Annotated in this window: 15 protein-coding genes and 2 riboswitches; of the genes, 10 read left to right on the top strand and 5 right to left on the bottom strand. The window is 73.6% G+C overall.

What is annotated here, in order from left to right; genetic code table 11:
• Window positions 1-119: 119 nt before the first annotated feature.
• Window positions 120-1,463, bottom strand: a complete 1,344-nt coding sequence (locus ACQ614_RS07015) for an aminotransferase class I/II-fold pyridoxal phosphate-dependent enzyme (protein ID WP_431677485.1) — start codon at window positions 1,461-1,463, stop codon at window positions 120-122.
• 34 nt (window positions 1,464-1,497) lie between these two features.
• On the opposite strand from ACQ614_RS07015, the gene ACQ614_RS07020 reads away from it, so the two are divergent.
• The 6 genes from ACQ614_RS07020 to ACQ614_RS07045 all read left to right on the top strand — a co-directional run bounded on the left by ACQ614_RS07020 (window position 1,498) and on the right by ACQ614_RS07045 (window position 7,169).
• Window positions 1,498-2,169 (top strand): pyridoxamine 5'-phosphate oxidase family protein, encoded by a 672-nt coding sequence (locus ACQ614_RS07020; protein ID WP_431677486.1) that lies wholly within the window; start codon window positions 1,498-1,500, stop codon window positions 2,167-2,169.
• Window positions 2,163-2,801 carry an FMN-binding negative transcriptional regulator gene (locus tag ACQ614_RS07025; RefSeq protein WP_431677488.1) on the top strand — a complete coding sequence of 213 codons (639 nt, stop codon included), beginning with the start codon at window positions 2,163-2,165 and terminating at the stop codon, window positions 2,799-2,801. The genes ACQ614_RS07020 and ACQ614_RS07025 overlap by 7 nt, the downstream gene beginning before the upstream one ends.
• Before the next feature lie 125 nt (window positions 2,802-2,926).
• Window positions 2,927-4,330 carry a sugar porter family MFS transporter gene (locus tag ACQ614_RS07030; RefSeq protein ID WP_431677490.1) on the top strand — a complete coding sequence of 468 codons (1,404 nt, stop codon included), beginning with the start codon at window positions 2,927-2,929 and terminating at the stop codon, window positions 4,328-4,330.
• A gap of 176 nt (window positions 4,331-4,506) precedes the next feature.
• The gene (locus tag ACQ614_RS07035) at window positions 4,507-5,199 is read left to right on the top strand and encodes a dienelactone hydrolase family protein (RefSeq protein WP_431677492.1); all 693 of its coding nucleotides are present in this window, start codon (window positions 4,507-4,509) and stop codon (window positions 5,197-5,199) included.
• Window positions 5,200-5,295: 96 nt separating this feature from the next.
• Entirely contained in the window at window positions 5,296-6,576 is a 1,281-nt protein-coding gene (locus tag ACQ614_RS07040) for an MFS transporter (RefSeq protein ID WP_431677494.1), read from the top strand.
• A 68-nt stretch (window positions 6,577-6,644) separates the two neighbouring features.
• Window positions 6,645-7,169: an HAD domain-containing protein gene (locus ACQ614_RS07045; RefSeq protein WP_431677495.1), complete on the top strand. Its 525-nt coding sequence runs from the start codon at window positions 6,645-6,647 to the stop codon at window positions 7,167-7,169.
• Between the two features lie 26 nt (window positions 7,170-7,195).
• Here the strand turns inward: ACQ614_RS07045 and ACQ614_RS07050 are convergent, their stop codons facing one another.
• Together ACQ614_RS07050 and ACQ614_RS07055 are read right to left on the bottom strand one after the other, a co-directional pair.
• Window positions 7,196-7,984, bottom strand: coding sequence for a CPBP family intramembrane glutamic endopeptidase (locus ACQ614_RS07050; protein WP_431677497.1), 789 nt, complete (start codon window positions 7,982-7,984; stop codon window positions 7,196-7,198).
• A 119-nt stretch (window positions 7,985-8,103) separates the two neighbouring features.
• Complete coding sequence (locus ACQ614_RS07055) at window positions 8,104-9,606, bottom strand: glutamate--cysteine ligase (protein WP_363492018.1); 1,503 nt, start codon at window positions 9,604-9,606, stop codon at window positions 8,104-8,106.
• A gap of 340 nt (window positions 9,607-9,946) precedes the next feature.
• Between ACQ614_RS07055 and ACQ614_RS07060 the strand changes: the two genes are divergently transcribed.
• Together ACQ614_RS07060 and ACQ614_RS07065 are read left to right on the top strand one after the other, a co-directional pair.
• A complete protein-coding gene (locus tag ACQ614_RS07060) occupies window positions 9,947-10,519 on the top strand; it encodes a hypothetical protein (RefSeq protein WP_431677499.1) in 573 nt (190 codons plus the stop codon).
• Window positions 10,520-10,862: 343 nt separating this feature from the next.
• Window positions 10,863-11,054, top strand: a complete 192-nt coding sequence (locus tag ACQ614_RS07065) for a DUF5999 family protein (protein ID WP_095876357.1) — start codon at window positions 10,863-10,865, stop codon at window positions 11,052-11,054.
• Window positions 11,055-11,172: 118 nt separating this feature from the next.
• Here ACQ614_RS07065 and gcvP read toward each other — a convergent pair whose 3' ends face one another.
• Complete coding sequence (gcvP, locus tag ACQ614_RS07070) at window positions 11,173-14,046, bottom strand: aminomethyl-transferring glycine dehydrogenase (protein WP_431677501.1); 2,874 nt, start codon at window positions 14,044-14,046, stop codon at window positions 11,173-11,175.
• Window positions 14,047-14,137: 91 nt separating this feature from the next.
• A riboswitch (glycine riboswitch) is annotated at window positions 14,138-14,269 on the bottom strand.
• A gap of 1 nt (window position 14,270) precedes the next feature.
• A riboswitch (glycine riboswitch) is annotated at window positions 14,271-14,375 on the bottom strand.
• Window positions 14,376-14,598: 223 nt separating this feature from the next.
• Between gcvP and ACQ614_RS07075 the strand changes: the two genes are divergently transcribed.
• Entirely contained in the window at window positions 14,599-15,804 is a 1,206-nt protein-coding gene (locus ACQ614_RS07075) for a DUF2382 domain-containing protein (protein WP_431677503.1), read from the top strand.
• Between the two features lie 202 nt (window positions 15,805-16,006).
• On the top strand, window positions 16,007-17,494 hold the full coding sequence (locus ACQ614_RS07080; protein WP_431677505.1) for an MFS transporter: 1,488 nt from the start codon (window positions 16,007-16,009) through the stop codon (window positions 17,492-17,494).
• A 178-nt stretch (window positions 17,495-17,672) separates the two neighbouring features.
• On the opposite strand, the gene ACQ614_RS07085 is transcribed toward ACQ614_RS07080, so the two are convergent.
• Complete coding sequence (locus ACQ614_RS07085; RefSeq protein WP_431677507.1) at window positions 17,673-19,136, bottom strand: DNA polymerase IV; 1,464 nt, start codon at window positions 19,134-19,136, stop codon at window positions 17,673-17,675.
• Between the last annotated feature and the right edge of the window lie 5 nt (window positions 19,137-19,141).

Consider the following 19,141-nt stretch of genomic DNA (forward strand, 5'->3'; position numbering starts at 1 on the left):
TTACCGCCAGGTATCTGCACCGCACAATTCGGACAGTGACGGGGTTTGTCCCTCCGTCACCGCCGCCCGCCCCGGGCGTCCGCAGGCACCGCGCGCCACCACCTCGGAAACGCCGCACGTCAGACCGGTCGCGAGCCCCCGCGGCCGGCCGCCAGCACCTCCGCCACGTCCTCCGCCAGCCGAACGGCCTCCGCCGCCTCCAGGGTGGCCACCGTGAGCCGCAGCCCCGGCGCCGAGTGCAGCCGGAACCGCGCACCGGCGGCGGGCACCCAGCCGCGCTGCACCAGGCCGGCCGCCGCCGCCGTCTCGTCCGGCACCGGCACCCACACGTTCAGGCCGCTCCGCCCCCGGGCCGCGATGCCGCGGGCGGCCAGCGCGGACAGCAGGGCTTCGCGGCGCCCGTGGTAGGCCGCCGCCACCTCGGCGACCGGCGCTGCGTCGGTGCGCCACAGCTCGGCGACGGTGCGCTGCAGCAGATGGCTCACCCAGCCCGCGGCCAGCCGCTGCCGCCCCAGGATGCGCCCCACCGTGTCCTCGTCGCCGACCGCCACCGACAGCCGCAGGTCGGGCCCGTACGCCTTCGCCGCCGAGCGCACCAGCAGCCGGTGGTCCGTCAGCGGCACGCCGTCCGGACCGGCCGCGAGGGACTGGAACGGCAGGTCGACCATGCCGTGGCCGTGGTCGTCCTCCACGAGCAGGATGTCCGGGTGCGCGGCGATCACCTCGCGCAGGGCGGCCGCACGGGCCGCACCGAGCGCGGCGCCGGTCGGATTCTGCGCGCGGCTGGTGACGATCAGGCAGCGGGCGCCCAGGGCCAGCGCATTGGCCACCTCGACCGGCAGCGGCCCCTCGTCGTCCATCCGGACCGGCACCGGCTTGAGGCCGAGTGCGGCGAGCAGGTCGAGCAGGCTGCCCCAGCCCGGGTCCTCCACCGCGACCGGGTCGCCCGGGCGCAGCCGGACGGTCAGCGCCCGCTCGATGGTGTCGAGCGAGCCGGAGCAGACGGCGAGGGCGCCGGGCGGGGCGCCGTCCGCCTCGAAGGAGGCTCGGGCGAGGGCGAGCAGCCCGGGATCGGCGGTCGGGTGCCCGTACAGCACCGGCTCGCCGCCGGCGGCGGCCGCGAGCGCGGGGCCGAGCGCGGGCAGCAGCGCCGGGTCGGGATTGCCGTCGGAGAGGTCGCGCGCACCGGGCGGGACGGGGATGCGGACCTCGTCCCGCGGGGTGGTGACCGGGCGGGGGCGCACCCGGCTGCCCTTGCGGCCGGCCGTCTCGATCACACCGCGGTCGCGCAGCAGGCGGTAGGCGGCGGCGACGGTGTTGGGGTTGACGCCCAGGCCGCCGGCCAGCTCGCGCAGCGGGGGCAGCGCGGAACCGGGCGGCAGGTGGCCGCTGCCGACCGCGCGTTCGATGTCGGCCGCAATCTCGCTGGCCCGCCGACCCTTGATCGGATACTCTCCTAGCACAAAGCACAGTATGCACTAGTACAGAGAGGCTGTCATGTCGGACACGGCCTACGCCAGCACGCCCCGCACCACGCCCACCCGTTCGAAGGACCGCGCCAGCTGGGACCGCACGGCCGTGCACGCCGTGCTGGACAGCGCCTGGGTCTGCCACCTCGGCTTCGTCGCCGACGGCGCACCCGTCGTGCTGCCCACCATCTACGCCCGGGTCGGCGACCGGCTCTACCTGCACGGCTCCACCGGCAGCCGCCCGCTGCGCGCCGCCGGGGCCGACCCGGGCCTGCCGGTGTGCGTCACGGTGACGCTGGTCGACGGCCTGGTGCTGGCCAAGTCCGCGTTCAACCACTCCGTCAACTACCGCTCGGTGGTGGCCCACGGCACCGCCCACCAGGTCACCGACCCCGAGGAGCTCGCGGTGGCGCTGGACGCGCTGGTCGACCACGCCGTGCCCGGCCGCTCCGCGGACGCCCGCCCGGCGAACGCCAAGGAGCTCGCCGCGACCGCCGTGATCCGCCTCGACCTGCACGAGGTGTCGCTCAAGACCCGCACCGGCGGGGTGAACGACGACGAGGAGGACCTGGGCCTGCCGCACTGGTCCGGCGTCGTGCCGGTGCAGACCGCCTACGGCACCCCCGAGCCGCACCCGGGCGACGGGCTGCCCCTCCCCGGGTACCTCGCCGAGTTCACCGCCGGGGGGAAGCCGTGCTGATCAGGCCGTGGGACAGGGGCAGCGAGGCCGAGTGGCGGGCCTGGCTGGCCGAGGGCCGCGACTTCGGCCTGCTCGCCGCCAACGGCCCGGCCGGGCAGGGCCCGGTGCTCGTCCCCACGCACTTCCTGCTGGACGCGGACGCCGGCGAGATCCTGCTCCACCTCGCCGCACCCAACCCGGTCTGGGCCGCCCTGCGCGCCGACCCGCACGCCACCCTCGCGGTGACCGACGACTACGCCTACGCCCCCGGGTACTGGCGCGACGAGCCCCACACGCCGACCAGCCTCTACGCCTCCGTCCACTTCGACTGCACCGCCGAGATCGTCGAGGACGCGGCCGGCAAGGCCGAGATCCTCACCCGCCAACTGGCCCGCCTCCAGCCGGAGGCCCCGCTCGGCGTCACACCCGGGGCGGCACCCTTCGGCCCGCTGCTGGGCGGCCTGCGCGGGCTGCGGCTGACGATCCGCGAGGTGCGGGCCAAGTTCAAGTACGACGACAAGAAGCCGGTCGGGCAACAGGCCGCACTCGCCGACCGGCTGGCCGAACGCGCCACCGGCCTCGACGCCGGGGCCCGCACCCAGGTCCTGCGCCGCAACGCCCTGCGGGCGGCACCGCGGGAGTCGCCTGCATAGGCACTCGGGCGCCCCCTGACGGGTCGCCCGGCGCGCGGGCGGGTCGGGGAGCTGATGGACTGTGGGACGTACCCTGCCCACCCGGCCGAGCAGGCGGGCCGCCGACCGTCGAGGGGCCGCTCGCCGTGTCCACCTCCCCGCCGCACGCCGAGGACCATCTCGGCCACGTCGTGTTCATCTCGGCCGCGGCCGCGATGGGCGGCTTCCTCTTCGGCTACGACAGCGCCGTCATCAACGGCGCCGTGACGGGAATTCAGCGGCACTTCGAGGTGGGCAACGGCACGACGGCGTTCGTGGTGGCGATCGCCCTGCTCGGCTCGGCCTTCGGCGCGGTCGTCGCCGGCCGCCTCGCCGACCGCATGGGCCGGGTGCGGACGATGCTGCTGGCCGCGGTGCTCTTCGCGATCAGCGGCATCGGCTCGATGTTCCCGCCGAGCATCGCCCTGCTCGGCTTCTGGCGGGTCGTCGGCGGCATCGCGATCGGCATCGCCTCGGTGATCGCACCGACGTACATCGCCGAGGTGGCGCCCACCGCGTACCGCGGACGGCTGGCCTCCTTCCAGCAGTTGGCGATCGTGCTGGGCATCACCGTCTCCCAGCTCGCCAACTACGCGCTCAACGAGGCGGCCGGCGGCGAGTCCACCAACCACCTCGGCGGCATCCAGGCCTGGCAGTGGATGCTCGGCGTGGAGGCGATCCCCGCCCTGGTCTACGGGCTGATGGCGCTGGCCATCCCCGAGTCGCCGCGCTACCTGATCGCCGACCGGCGCGAGGAGCAGGCGCGCGAGGTGCTCGCCGAGGTCGAGGGGCCGGACGTCGACCTGGACGCGCGGATCGCCGAGATCCGCGCCGTCCTGAACACCACGCACAAACCGCGCGCCAAGGACCTCATGGGCGGGCGACTGGGGCTGCTGCCGATCGTGTGGATCGGCATCGGCGCCTCGGTGTTCCAGCAGTTCGTCGGCATCAACGTGATCTTCTACTACTCGTCGTTCCTCTGGCAGTCGGTCGGCATCAACGAGTCCGACTCCTTGCTGATCAGTCTCTCCACCTCGATCATCAACGTGATCGGCACGGTGCTCGCGATGACCCTGGTCGACCGGATCGGCCGCAAGCCGCTGGCGCTGGCGGGCTCGATCGGCATGGCCGCCTCGCTGGGCACCGCCGCCTGGGCGTTCTCCCACCGGCAGGGCACCGGCGACAGCGCCACCCTCGACCAGACCTACGCGACGGTGGCGCTGATCGCCGCGCACGTCTTCGTGTTCTGCTTCGCCTTCTCCTGGGGCGTGGTGGTGTGGGTACTGCTCGGCGAGATGTTCCCCAATGCGATCCGGGCGCTGGCGCTGTCCGTCGCCGCGTCCGCGCAGTGGATCGCCAACTGGGCGATCACCGTCAGCTTCCCGGACCTCGCCGACTGGAACCTGTCGGCGACGTACGCCATCTACGCGGGCTTCGCGCTGCTCTCCATCCCGTTCGTGGTCTTCTGCATCAAGGAGACCAAGGGCCGGGCCCTGGAGGAGATGGGCTGAGCGGCGCAGCGGTGCCCCGCTCACCCGATCGGCGCGGTGCCGGTGCCGGGTGCCGCGGGCCCACCGCGCATAGCATCGTCCCCGCATCCTCCGCAGCACCGCTCCCGTACCGTCCGGCGGGCCCGACCCGTGCCCGCCGCCCGCCGCGCGCTTGCGGCCCACCCCACGGAGAGGCCATGGGCAGTTCCCCGCAGAACGTCACCTTCCCCAGCAACGGGCGGACCGCGCACGGCTACCTGGCGCTGCCACCGCAGGGCACCGGACCCGGCGTGGTGGTCGTCCAGGAGTGGTGGGGGCTGACCTCCCACATGGTGTCGATGGTGGACCGCTTCGCCGCCGAGGGCTTCGTCGCCCTCGCCCCCGACCTGTACGGCGGCGCCACCACGCACGACCGCGAGGAGGCCGCCCGGATGCTGCGTGCGATGCCGCCCGACCGGGCTGCCCGAGACCTGCGCGGCGCCGTCGACTTCCTGCTCGGGCAGGCGCACGTGGTCGGGGACTCGGTCGGTGCGGTCGGGTTCTGCATGGGCGGCGGGCTCGCCCTCGTCCTCGCCGCACAGGAGGGCGACCGGGTCGCCGCGGTGGTGCCGTTCTACGGGCTGCCGAAGATCCCCGGTTTCGACTACCGCGGGCTGACCGCACACGTGCTCGGCCACTACGGCGAGGAGGACCGCTCCAACCCGCAGGAGGCGGTGGACGAGGCCGCGATGCTCATCGGCGAGGCCACCGACCGGCGGCCGGAGATCCACTTCTACCCGGCCGGCCACGCCTTCATGAACGACGAGAACCTGCTCGGCACGTACGACCCGCTGCAGGCCGACATCGCCTGGCAGCGCACCCTCAGCTTCCTGTGGGGGCACCTCGGCTGAACCCGCCCGGCGCCGGACCCCGCGGACGGGACGGACCGGACGCCGCGCTCCGGAAATCGGATGGACATCCCGTGGCGGAACACCGATAGTCTCCGGGTGACCTCCGCCTCCTCCCCCACCCCCGCTGCGCCGCGCCCCTTCGCCTGGGCCGGGCGGAACTTCCGTATCCAGACCGCCGCGACCGTGGTCAGCGGGCTGGGCAATGCGGGTGCGCCGATCGCCACCGCCTTCGCCGTCCTGGAGGCCGGCGGCACCGCGACCGAGGTCGGCTGGGTCACCGCGGCACGCCTGGTGCCGCTGGTGCTGTTCCTGCTGGTCGGCGGAGCGCTCGCGGACCGGCTGCCGCGCCATCACGTGATGGTCGCGGCCAACCTGTTCAACGCCCTCTCCCAGGCCGTGCTGGCCGCGCTGGTGCTCGGCGGCGCCACCCCGCTCTGGGCACTGCTGCTGCTGTCCGCCGCCGGCGGCGCCGGGCAGGCGTTCTACGCCCCCGCCTCCGAGGGCATGATCATGGAGAGCGTGGCCGCCGAACACGCCGGCAAGGCGTTCTCGGTCTACCGGATGGCCATGAACGGGGCGCAGATCGGCGGTGCCGCGCTCGGCGGCGCACTGACCGCGGCCGTCGGCCCGGGCTGGGTGCTGCTGCTGGACGCCGCCGGCTTCGCCCTGGCCGGCGGCCTGCGGATCTTCCTGAAGGTCGACGCCACTCCCCGGGATGCCGCCCACAGCGGCGGCCTCGTCCACGAACTGCGGCTCGGCTGGCGGGAGTTCGCCTCGCGGCGATGGCTGTGGGCAGTGGTGCTGCAGTTCTCCTTCGTGGTGGCCTGCGTCGGCGCGGTGGAGACGGTCTACGGTCCGGTGGTCGCCGCCCAGCGGTTCGGCGGCGCCCGCGCCTGGGGCCTGGCGATGGCCGCGTTCGGCATCGGCATGGTCGCGGCCGGCCTGCTGATGACCCGCTGGCAGCCCCGGCGCATCCTGCTCGTCGGCAACTGGGGCGTCTTCCTGTTCGCCCTGCCCGCCCTCGCCCTCGCCGTCCGGGCCGGGCTGCCGCTGCTGGTCGCGGCGATGTTCGTCTCCGGCGCCGGGGTCACCGTGTTCGGCGTCAACTGGATGGTCGCCCTCCAGCAGGAGGTCCCGCCCGAGATGTTCTCCCGGGTCAGTGCCTACGACCACCTGGGCTCGATCGCGCTCACTCCGCTCGGCACCGCCATGGCCGGCCCGGCGGCCGAGGCCCTCGGCCTCGGCGGCGCCCTGTGGGCCTGCGCCGTCGGCACCCTGGCACTCGCCGCCGCCGTGCTCGTCGTCCCCGAGGTCCGTCGGCTCACCCGCCCGCTGCCCGCCGCAGCAGCACCCCTCCGCGAGACCGCCGGCGTCTGAGCAACCGCCGGCCGGCCCACCGCGTCCGTACCCCAGGACAGTCCGAGGCCGTCCGGGGGGAGCACCCATTGCCCGCAGCACCACTGCTGTTCATCGACGTCGACGGCGTCCTCAACCCCGCCGAACCGCACCCCGACGACCCCTTCGACCGGCACCACCTGCTCGGCTACGACGTCCTGCTCTCCCCCGAACACGGCACCTGGCTGCGGGAGCTCTCCGGCACCTACGAGCTGTGCTGGGCCACCACCTGGCAGGAGTCCGCCAACGAACTCCTCGCACCGCTCCTCGGCCTCCCCGAACTCCCGGTCGTCGCCGTCAACCGCTACGTCCGCCGGCCCGGCGACCCGCGCATCCGGCTGGCGGAACTGTTCTCCGGCCACAAGTGGGCGCCGCTCCTCCGGTACGCGGCAGGCCGCCCGTTCGCCTGGATCGACGACGTGATGCCGCCCCGGCTGGTCCGGAACTCCCTCCTGCGACGCGACCGCCTGCTCATCCCCGTCGACCCGCTCCAGGGCCTCCAGCGCCACCACGTCGACCACCTCCTCCACCGCCCCCCGCGCCCCCGCCTCTGGCACCGGACGACCGGCCCCTGAGGGCCGGCCCATCAGGAGCGACCCCGTCAGGGGGTGGGGAGCCAGGAGACGTGGCCGGCGAGGAGGGCGTAGCCGACGAAGGCGACGGTGTCGATGAGGGCGTGGGCGGTGACCAGGGGGCCGACCCGGCCCCAGCGGCGGTAGAGGAGGCAGAAGACGACGCCCATCGCCATGTTGCCGATCAGGCCGCCGACGCCCTGGTACAGGTGGTACGACCCCCGCAGCACCGAGCTGGTGACCACCATCGCCGGCCAGGACCACCCGAGCTGCCCGAGGCGCCGCAGCAGGTAGCCGACGACGATCACTTCCTCGAGGATGGCGTTCTGCCAGGCGGAGAGGATCAGGACGGGAATCCGCCACCAGACGGCGGGGAGTCCGGAGGGGGCGACGGTGAGGTTGAAGCCGGCTGCCTGGGCGGCGAGGTAGAGGCCGAGCCCGGTGCCGCCGATCGCGGCGGCCAGCAGGGTGCCGCGGCCGAGGTCGCGGGCCTTGTCCCGCAGGTCGAAGCCGATCACCCGCAGCGAGGTGGACTCCCGTACGAGGAGGTACCCGACGAGGACGACCGGCATCAGGCCGCGGGCGATGTAGTAGAGCTGCCAGGCGAGGTCGATCCACGGCCGGCCGGGCGCGCGGGAGCCGTTGAGGGTGGCGACCTGCTGGCTGAGCGCGACGGGCTGGCTCAGCGAGTCGGCGAAGCTGATCAGGGCGCCGATGCCGCTGGCGCCGAGCGAGAGCCCGAGCACGATGAGCAGCTCGACGCCGAGCAGGCGGCGGGCCGGAGTGCCGGTCTCCGGCTCGGTCGTAACGCTGGTCACCTGGTCTCCCGCGGGGGCGGCCGCCCGCGGCCGGCCGGCGCGCGGGCCCGGAGGCCGGTTCGGCCTCCGGGCCGATCATCCTCGCACACGGGAACGAAAGCGCCGGGGTGGCGGCCCGGTCAGCCGACCGGCCAGGTGTGCACGGGCTCCCCGGTGCGCATGTACTCGACGTACCTCCTGGTCATGGCGGCGATGGCGGCGGTGCGGTCCATGCCGAAGTGCTCGCGCAGCCGATGCACGGTGGCGGCCTGCCAGGAGGCGCCGTTGGTGCGGCGCAGGCAGCGCTGTTCGATGATGCCGAGGTAGCGGTCGCGGTCGGCGGGTTCGACGCCCCATTCGTCGAGACCCTGGTGGGCCAGCGGGAGCAGTTCGTTCAGGACCAGTTCGGTGACGGGGACGGGTGCGGTGCCGCCGCGGCCGGCCCGGCCGTGCCGTGGCCAGTGCAGGACGGCATCGATGCCGTGCCGGGCGGCGGTGTGGAAGTTCTCGTCGGCGCGTTCGAAGGGCAGCCTCGTCCAGACCGGCCTGGACTGTTCGGCCAGGACGCGGACGAGTCCGTAGTAGTAGGCGGCGTTGGCGAGGACGTCGCTGACGGTGGGCCCGGCGGGCAGGCAGCGGTTCTCCACCCGCAGGTGGGCGACGCCGTCGGCGACGTCGTACACCGGGCGGTTCCAGCGGTAGATGGTGCCGTTGTGGAGCCGCATCTCGGCGAGTTTGGGGATGCCACCGGAGGCGAGCACCTTGACCGGGTCCTCGTCGTCGCAGATCGGCAGCAGGGCCGGGAAGTAGCGCAGGTTCTCGGCGAAGAGGTCCAGCGCGGAGTCGACCCAGCGCTCCCCGAACCAGGTGATGGGGCGCACGCCCTGGGCCTTGAGCTCCGCCGATCGGGTGTCGCAGGCCTGCTGGAAGAGCACAGGGCGGGTCTCGCGCCACAGTTCGCGGCCGAACAGGAACGGCGAGTTGGCGCCGAGCGCGACCTGGCTGGCGGAGATCGCCTGGGCGGCGTTCCAGACGGGTGCGAACTTCTCCGGGGTGACCTGCAGGTGCAGTTGGAGCGAGGTGGCGGCGGCCTCGGCGACCATCGAGACGGATTCGACGGCGAGGTGCTCGACGCCGTCGATGTCGAGCGCGATGTCCTCGCCGCGCGCGGCCAGTATCTGGTCGCTGAGCAGGCTGTAGCGGTTGTTGTGCGACATGGCGTCCAGGCCGGTGTGGTCCACGTCGAGGGTCGGCAGGATGCCGACCATGACGATCCGGGCGCCGGCCTCGGCGGCCTGCCGGTCGGCGTACCGCAGGCAGGTGTCGACCTCCTCGCGGAGCTCCTCCAGGACGTGCCCGCCGAGCCGCCGCGGGGCCACGTTGACCTCGATGTTGAAGCGGCCCAGCTCGGTCTGGAAGTCGGCCGAGGCGATGGACTGCAGGACCTGCGCGTTGCGCATCACCGGCATGCCCTGCTCGTCGGCCAGGTTGAGCTCGATCTCCAGGCCCATCATCGCTCTGGGGCGGTCGAAGCGTCCCTCGCGCAGCATCCGCTCGAGCACGTCCAGACAGGACTGGAGCTTGCGGCGGTACAGCTGCCGGTCGGACAGTTCAGCGCGAGTGGCAGCGACCTTCTCGCCCATGAGCGTCCTCCTCCCCTAGGTCGACCGTGCATGCATCATGCCCATCCGGAAGATCGATAGCCCGGCGTCCCGAACGCGGTGGCGACGCCCGAATCTGACGGACCGTCAGCTCTGATCGGACTTGCCGCACCACACCGAACGTGATAAGAAGGTCACCCTGCGCACCTGTTCGAGTAGAATTCGCACTGCGCTCCCGGCCGGTTTCCCGTCGCACGACAACCTCGTGCTCGCGTGGTTCCCGCGCCCGCACCGCGATCATGCCCAACCGGACACGGCCCAGGTCCCGCCACGCCGGTATGCCGCACTCGCACGCCGATCTCGCACGGAGAGGCGACCCGCCATGACTCTGCAGACCCCTCAGCCACCGCCCAGCGCCCTGCGCGCCGTGCTGGCCGCCCTCGACGACGAGAGCGCGCTGAGCAAGCCGGCCGCAGCCGCGCTGCGCCATACCCCCGGCCCGCTGCTGCCCGCGCATCCGCTGGCCGTCTACGTACTGGAGGGGTCCGCGCTCGGCACGGCGCGGCGCACCGGCTGGCGGTTCCTCATCAAGCACGGCACCGGTGGTGTGGTCGCCGCGGCGGAGGTCGCCGAGACGGCGGGCGGGCACACCTTCTCGCACTTCGCGGCCGGCCCCTACCTCGACTCCACGGTGCAGGCGCTGCGGCAGGCCTGGCAGCTGGCACAGGGCTCGCGCACCGTCCGCCTGCCGCGGCTGCTGTCGATGCCCGGCCACTACGCCACCGCCCTGTGGCTGAACGGTTCGGCGCCGGACGGCGGGGACGACCTGCTGATCCCGCTCTCCCCCGCGCCGCTGGGCGTGACGGCGCACCGGATCTACCACGCGGCCGAGCTGCTGGCGGCCCTGGAGCGCCCGCCGCTCGGCGGCACCGCGGTCCTGCTCAGCCAGGGCTGACGCGCCGCGGCCCTGCCGGGGCCGACGCGTCGACTCGCCCGGACGGGCCATCGGGTCTGACCCATTGGGGTCAGGTCACCGGTGGCCCGTTTCGTCGTTCCCGCGCTGCTCGGCCGCCTGAACGGGTGATCTCGGGCAAGGAGTTGTGGCGCATGTCACGAAACGGCTGCGGGAAGGCCGCGGGATGCCGACACTGGGAACCAGCACAAGTGGGCGGTTGTCCTACCCACTGGAGCGCCGGTTCACACCTGGGCCGGCGAAGAGGACGATCCGCCGGCAGGGCGGCGCGCCACGGGGGTGCCGTGCGGCGGGGAGGATCGCGAGCGAAGCGAGGGTACGAGCTATGTGCCAGCACCGTCCTGAGTGCCCTTCGGCAGAGTCGGCCGACCGCGAAGCGGCCGTCCCGGTGGCCCGCCACCCCGAGCAGGGCTGGAGCCTGCTCTGCAACGGCGTCCTCCTCTTCGAGGACACCGGTGAACTGCTGCCCGACGGCCGGGTGATCGCCCCGCGGCGGCCGCTCGCCGTGGCAGCCTGACGGACAAGCGCAACCGCCCGGCAAGCAACAGCCGCCCGACGGCCGCCAGGCCGTCCCGAACGCCGCGAGGCCCCGGAGGAAGCTTCCTCCGGGGCCCTCGCCGTCATGCGCTACCGGTTCAGTTGCCGTACTCGTCCAGCGGCGGGCAGGAGCAGACCAGGTTGCGGTCGCCGTACGCACCGTCGATGCGGCTCACCGGCGGCCAGTACTTGTCCGCGGGGTTCACGCCGGCCGGGAAGACGGCCTCCTCGCGGGTGTACGCGTGCTGCCAGTCGCCGGCCAGGTTGGCGGCGGTGTGCGGGGCGTTGCGCAGCGGGTTGTCCTCGGCGGGCCACTCGCCGGAGCCGACCTTGTCGATCTCCGCGCGGATCTCGATCATCGCCTCGCAGAAGCGGTCGATCTCGTGCAGGTCCTCGGACTCGGTGGGCTCGATCATCAGCGTGCCGGCCACCGGGAAGGACATGGTCGGGGCGTGGAAACCGTAGTCGATCAGGCGCTTGGCGATGTCGTCGACGGTGACGCCGGTCTCCTTGGTGAGCGGGCGCAGGTCGATGATGCACTCGTGCGCGACCAGGCCGCCGGGGCCGGTGTAGAGCACCGGGAAGTGCGGGGCGAGCCGCTTGGCGATGTAGTTGGCGTTCAGCACGGCCACCTGGGTGGCGCGCTTGAGGCCCTCGCCGCCCATCAGGCGGACGTACGCCCAGGAGATCGGCAGGATCGCCGCCGAGCCCCACGGGGCGGCCGAGATCGGGCCGACGCCGGTGGCCGGGCCGGCCTCCTCCTGCAGCGGGTGGTTCGGCAGGTACGGCGCGAGGTGCTCGCGGACCGCGACCGGGCCGACGCCCGGACCGCCGCCGCCGTGCGGGATGCAGAAGGTCTTGTGCAGGTTCAGGTGCGAGACGTCGGCACCGAACTTGCCCGGCTTGGCAAGGCCGACCAGCGCGTTGAGGTTGGCGCCGTCGACGTACACCTGGCCGCCGGCCTCGTGCACCAGCTCGCAGATGGTGGTGATCTCGGTCTCGAACACGCCGTGGGTGGACGGGTAGGTGACCATCAGCACGGACAGCTGGTCGCGGTGCTGCTGGATCTTGGCCTTGAGGTCCTCGACGTCGACGTCGCCGTCGGTGAGGGTCTTGACCACGACGACGCGCATGCCGGCCATCACCGCGGAGGCGGCGTTGGTGCCGTGCGCGGAGGACGGGATGAGGCAGACGTCGCGCTGGGTGTCGCCGTTGGCGTGGTGGTAGGCGCGGACGGCCAGCAGGCCGGCCAGCTCGCCCTGGGAGCCGGCGTTCGGCTGGATGGAGACCGCGTCGTAGCCGGTCACCTCGACGAGCTGCTGCTCCAGGCCGTGGATCAGGCTGAGGAAGCCCTGCACCTGGTCGGCCGGGGCGAAGGGGTGCAGCTGGCCGAACTCCGGCCAGGTCACCGGCTCCATCTCGGTGGTCGCGTTGAGCTTCATGGTGCAGGAGCCCAGCGGGATCATGCCGCGGTCCAGCGCGTAGTCGCGGTCCGACAGGCGGCGCAGGTAGCGCAGCATGGCGGTCTCGGAGCGGTGGCTGTGGAAGACCGGGTGGGTGAGGTACTCGTCCTCGCGCAGCAGGGCGGCCGGCAGCGCGTCGGCGGTCTCGGCCAGCTCGGCGCCGGTGACGCCGAAGGCGGCCCAGAGGGCGGCGACGTGCTCGCGGGTGGTGGTCTCGTCGCAGGAGATCGAGACGGTGTCGGCGTCGACCTTGAAGATGTTGATGTTCGCGGCGAGCGCGGCGGCGACGACCTCGTCGGCGCGCTGCGGGACGCGGGCGGTGACGGTGTCGAAGAACGCGCCGTGCACCAGCTCGACGCCGTCGGCGCGCAGGCCCTCGGCGAGCGCCGCGGCGTAGCGGTGGGTGCGGCGGGCGATCGCGGCCAGGCCGTCGGGGCCGTGGTAGACGGCGTACATGGAGGCCATCACGGCGAGCAGCACCTGGGCGGTGCAGATGTTGCTGGTGGCCTTCTCGCGGCGGATGTGCTGCTCGCGGGTCTGCAGGGCGAGGCGGTAGGCGCGGTTGCCGTCGGAGTCGACGGAGACGCCGACCAGGCGGCCGGGCAGGTTGCGGGCGTACTCGGCGCGGACGGCGAGGTAGCCGGCGTGCGGGCCGCCGAAGCCCATCGGGACGCCGAAGCGCTGCGAGGTGCCGCAGGCGATGTCGGCGCCGAGCGAGCCCGGGGACTTGAGCAGGGTGAGGGCGAGCAGGTCGGCGGCGACCGCGACGACCGCGCCGAGGCCGTGCGCCTGCTCGATGACCGGGGCGAGGTCGCGGACGACGCCGGAGGCACCCGGGTACTGGAGCAGCACGCCGAAGACGCCGCGCTCGGCGATCTCGGCCGGGATGCCCTCGGACAGGTCGGCGACGACGACCTCGACGCCGGTCGGCACGGCGCGGGTCTCGATCACGGCGACGGTCTGCGGCAGGGTGTCGGCGTCGATCAGGAAGACGCCGCCCTTGACCTTGGTGACGCGGCGGGCCAGGGCCATCGCCTCGGCGGCCGCGGTGCCCTCGTCGAGCAGGGAGGAGCCGGAGGTGGCGAGGCCGGTCAGGTCGGAGACCAGGGTCTGGAAGTTCAGCAGCGCCTCGAGGCGGCCCTGCGAGATCTCCGGCTGGTACGGGGTGTAGGCGGTGTACCAGGCCGGGTTCTCCAGCACGTTGCGCAGGATCACCGGCGGGGTGAAGGTGCCGTAGTAGCCGAGGCCGATCATGGAGGTGGCGACCTGGTTGCGCCCGGCCAGCTCGCGCAGCTCGGCGAGCACCTGGGCCTCGCTGCGACCGGCGGGCAGGCCCAGCGCGGTCAGGCTGCGGATGGCCTCGGGCACGGCCGCGTCGGACAGCTCGTCCAGGGAGGCGTAGCCCACCTGGGCCAGCATCTTCGCCTGGGCGGCCGCGTCGGGGCCGATGTGGCGGGTCTCGAAGGGGCTGGCCTGCTCGAGCTCGGTGAGGTTCGGCTGGGCGTTCATGGGGGTCGAGGCCTCCTGGTCACGGACCGGCGGGGGTACGCACGCCGGTCGGCCGCCGTGGGGAGCCGAGGACGCACGAACCCGTCAGGCCTCCCCCTCTGTCATCGGTACCTGAGAGCTTCGCCGCCCCGACGCCCTGGGGCATCTTTTCGGCTTGCACCGTCGGTGAGGGTGGTCACCGGCGGCTCCTGTGCCGACGGCCCTGCCCTGCTTTCCAGAGTGACCTGTCCCGTGCGGTACGGATGCCTGAGAGATTCCGGGGAGGAGTTGCTCCTTCGGCGCCCCTTGCCCCAGCTCAGCAGGGTCGGGGACTCTCCCGCGCGGGTTCGGCGGTCGCCGCCCAGGGTACCAGCGGGACACCCGTCGATGACGGGTGCTGTGACCGGCGTCCCACGCGCCGCGTTCCCCCGGACGGCCGATCACCGGCCCGGACGGCCCCGCCCGGCTCGCCGCTGTCCGGTCCATGGCGTTTTGTGTGAGATGGCGTCTGGCCAGCTCCTCCAGGTGACCCCACTTCCGAGTACCACAGGAGCAGTTGCACTGGAGGACAGCGTGCAGACCGATATCGATCCGCGAGACCTGATCGGGCACAAGGCGGTCGACCGGAACGGTGACAAGATCGGCACGGTCGACGAGGTCTATCTCGACGACGCAACCGGCGAGCCCGAGTGGGCCGCGGTGCGCACCGGGATCTTCGGCCGGGACGCCTTCGTCCCGCTGACCACCAGCGAGTTCTCCGGCGAGGAGCTGCGGGTCCCGTACGACAAGTCGCTGATCAAGGAGTCCCCGGACTTCGGCGTGGGCCAGCACCTCTCACCGGCCCAGGAGTTGCAGCTCTACCGCTACTACGGTCTGGACACCTCGGGCACCGGCCGCCCGACCGCGGAGGCACCCGCAGCCGCCCCGGCCGGGCGCAGCCGGGACGCCGACTTCGGGTCGGTGGCCAACGGCTCCCCCGGCCCGGCGGCCGCCCCGGCTGCCGGGCCGGCCGCCGCGAACGGCCACGGCCACGCCCGGCAGCCGGACGGCGGGCCCGGCACCCGGCACGACCGCGCCGAGCCGCACGACGGCCACCACCGCCCGGAGGCGCACGACAACACGATGCGGCTCCAGGCGGTGCCGGCCGGCGGCAACGTCCGCCCGCTGGTCGCGCCGTCCGCCGCACCGCACCGGGTGCCGTCCGTCGAGGGGCAGCACCCCGGCGGGCAGCACGCCGACGGCGACGCCGGGCCGCGCGGGCCGGTGGAGATCACCTGCCGCGAGGAGCGCCTGGACATCAGCACCGAGTGGCACGTGCTGGGCACCGCGCGGCTGCGCAAGTACGTGACCTCGGAGGCCGTGGAGCGGCGGGTGCCGGTGGTGCGCGAGCGCGTCCGGGTGGAGCGGGTGCCGGTGACCGACGCCGAGCGGGCCGTGCTGACCGAGCAGGAGATCGCCGAGGCGATGGAGGAGGTGACCCTGCGCGAGGAGCGGCCGGTGGTACGCAAGTACCTGGCGCCGGTCGAGCGGGTCCGCCTGGTGGTCGAGCGGTACACCGAGGAGGAGCTCGTCCGCGAGGAGCTGCGGCGCGAGCACGTGGAGGTGCACGACGAGACGGCGCACCAGCCGTACGGGCCGCTGCCGGCCGACCGGGCGGCCGCGGCCGACGGTCCGGCGCCGGCGGCCGTGCACACCGGCCCCCACCCGGCGGGTCCGGCGCCCGCGCAGGTGGCGGCCCGCACGGCCGGGCCCCAGCCGGAGCCGCTGCGGCACATCTGAGCACGGGCGGGCGTCGCCCGTTCGCCGGGTGAAGGCCCCGGTCCGCCGATGCGGACCGGGGCCTTCACTTTGCCAAAGCTTCACCAATCGATATTTGACACATTGAAGTATCAGCCTGCATCGTTACTTCAGCTGATTCACTATCTCTCGCCTGAAGCACTTGACCGGGCTCCGGGCAGTACCAAAACGGGAGGAACCCACCGTGAGTGAGGCCCCACAGCCCGCCACCACGGCAGACCGGCCGAGCAGTGCGCGGGTGCTCCCCGCGCTCGTGCTGGCCATGCTGGCGTTCAGCGTGGTGCAGACCGCGGTCGTGCCGATCCTGCCGTCGCTGGCCAAGGAGCTGGACGTCTCCGGCTCCAGCATCACCTGGCTGATGACCGCCAACCTGCTGTCCGCAGCCGTCCTCACCCCGCTGCTCGGCCGGTTCGGCGACCTGCGCGGCCGCAAGCCGATGCTGCTGGTCTCGCTCGCCGGCCTGGTCGCCGGCTCCGCCCTCGCGGTGGGCACGCACTCCTTCACCTGGCTGGTCGTCGCCCGCGTCCTGCAGGGCGCCGGCGGTGGCGTGCTGCCGCTCGCGATCAGCATCGTCCGCGACGAGCTGCCCAAGGCCAAGGTCACCGGCGGCGTCGCCGCCATCAGCGCCTCCATGGGCGTCGGCAGCGGCCTCGGCCTGGTCGCCACCGGCCTCCTGCTGGAGCACTGGAGCTACAAGTCGATCTTCTGGATGGGCCTGGCCTTCGGCCTGCTCGCCGTCGCGCTGGTCGCCCTGCGGGTGCCCAAGGACCCGGTCGTCGACAAGGACGGCGGCGCGGACCCGCTCGGCGCCCTCACCCTGGCCGGCTGGCTCTCCGCCCTGCTGATCGCCGTCAGCCAGGGCAACAACTGGGGCTGGACCTCAAACCGCACCCTCGGCCTGTTCGCCGTCGCCGCCGTGGTCGCCCTCGTCTGGATCCTCATCGAGGCCAAGGTCAGCCACCCGCTGGTCGACATGAAGATGATGTCCCGCCCGGCCGTCGCCTTCACCAACATCTCCGGCCTGCTCATGGGCTTCGGGATGTACGGCTCCTTCATGGTCATCAGCAACTTCGCGCAGACCCCCGAGAAGCTCGCCCACTACGGCTTCACCGCCACCGTGCTGCACGCCGGCGTGATGCTGCTGCCGTCCGCGCTCGGCTCGATGGTCGCCGCCCCGCTGGGCGCCCTGATGATCGCCCGCCGCGGCCCGCGCCTGCCCCTCGTCGCCGGCGGCATCCTCGGCGCGATCGCCATGGCCTACCTCGGCGTCCGGCACAGCCACGAGATCGACATCTACCTGGCCTCCGCCGTCTTCGGCCTCGGCGTCGGCCTCGCCTACGCCGCCATGCCGGCCTACATCAACGGCGCCGTCCCGGCCGAGCAGAGCGGCATCGCCAACGGCATGAACGCGGTGCTGCGCACCGTCGGCGGCGCCATCGGCACCGCCGTCATGGCCGCGATCCTCACCGGCGACACCATGAAGCTGCCGATCCCGGTCGCCCTGCCGACGCTGGACGCCTACGAGCACGCCTACTGGACCGCCGCCGTGGTCTGCGTCGTGGCCGGCCTGGTGCCGTTCGCCATCCGCCGGATCAAGCCGGCCGCCTCGCCGGCCCCGGCCGCCGGCACCGCGGCCGCCCCCAGCCCCGAGCTGGCCAAGACCGACGCCTGACGAGGCGTCTCCTCGCGCCAGGGGACAGGGCGCGAGGGGGCCGGACCCCCGTGGGAGGTTGTGGGCATCGCGACCACGGACACGGCCCGGCCCCGCCGAGCGGCCCCGCACCTGGGACGGTGCGGGGCCGCTCGGCATTCCTCCCCCGGCGCCGCCGCCCCGGTCGCCCGGCGGTGGCTCAGGCTTCGCGCAGCGGCAGCGGTCCTGACGGCTGCAGGTCGGGGTCGTCGACGGTGAAGGTCCGCACCCGGCCCGGCGCGCTGTACGGCGTCTCGAAGCGAACGGTGACCCGGCCGACGCCGCTCCCCTGCACCCAGCCGGGGCCGAACTCGCGGTGCGCCACGTCCTGGCCGGGCAGCCAGCGCCGCAGCAGCAGCGACTCGCTCTCCACCACCGGCCCGCCGCCCGGCCCCGGTCCGGTCTGCTCCGACGCGGCCCCGCCCTCCGCTGCCGCGTCCCCGCCCTGCTCCGCCCCCGTGCCCCACTCGGCCTCGGCCTCGGCCGCACGCTCCGCCTCGACGGCCCGCTCGGACTCCGCCGCCTGGGCGGCCTGCGCGAACAGGTCCTCCTGGGTGTAGTCGGCGAGCTGGGACACACCGACCCCGAGCAGCCGGACCCCGCCGGTGGTGTCGACCTGCAGCGCCAGCCGGCGCGCCGTCTCGGCGATCACCGCCTCGTCGTCGGTGGGGGCGCGCAGCGTCTCCGAGCGGGTGAGCGTGGAGAAGTCGAAGCGCCGCACCTTCAGCACCACAGTGCGGCCCGAGCGGCCGGCCGCCCGCAGCCGCCGGACGCAGCGCGCGGTCAGCTGGTCGATCTCGTGCAGGATGCGGTCCCGGTCGGCGAGGTCGACCTCGAAGGTGTCCTCCACGGAGACGGACTTGGCGTCCCGGTCCGGCACCACCGCCCGCTCGTCCAGCCCTGTCGCCATCAGGTGGACGCCGGTGCCGTGCGCGCGGCCGAGCAGCCGGACGAGCTCCGCCTCCCCCGCCGCGGCGAGGTCGGCCACGGTCGTCAGCCCGGCCCGGCGCAGCGTCTGCTCGGTGGCCGGGCCGATCCCCGGCAGGGCTCGGACGGGCATCGGGCTGAGCACCGCCCGCTCGGAGCCGATCTCCACCAGGACGAGCCCGTCGGGCTTGGCCTGCTCGGAGGCGATCTTCGCCATCAGCTTGGAGCCTGCCGCGCCCACCGAGGCCGTCAGTCCGGTGCGCTCGAGGATGTCGGCGCGGAGGTCCTCGGCGACCGCGAGCACCAGCTGGGCGCCGGCCGCCGGGTCGGCCGCGGCCAGCGCGGGGCCGTACGGGCCGGCCTCCAGGTCGACGAAGGCCTCGTCCAGGCTGAGCGGCTCGACCAGTGGGGAGCGCTCGCGCAGCAGGCCCATCACGATCTCGCTGTTCTCCCGGTACGCGGCGAAGCGGCCGGACAGGAAGGCGGCGTTCGGGCAGAGGCGGCGGGCCTGGGCCGTCGGCATCGCCGAGTGCACGCCGAACCTCCGTGCCTCGTAGGAGGCGGTGGCGACGACCCCGCGGCCGCCGAGCCCGCCGACGATCACGGGTTTGCCGCGCAGGCTCGGCTTGGCCGCCTGCTCCACCGCGGCGAAGAAGGCGTCCATGTCGAGGTGGATGATGCTCGGCACAGTCCGCACACGGA

Source organism: Kitasatospora dryopteridis, assembly GCF_050749075.1.
GTDB lineage: Bacteria > Actinomycetota > Actinomycetes > Streptomycetales > Streptomycetaceae > Kitasatospora.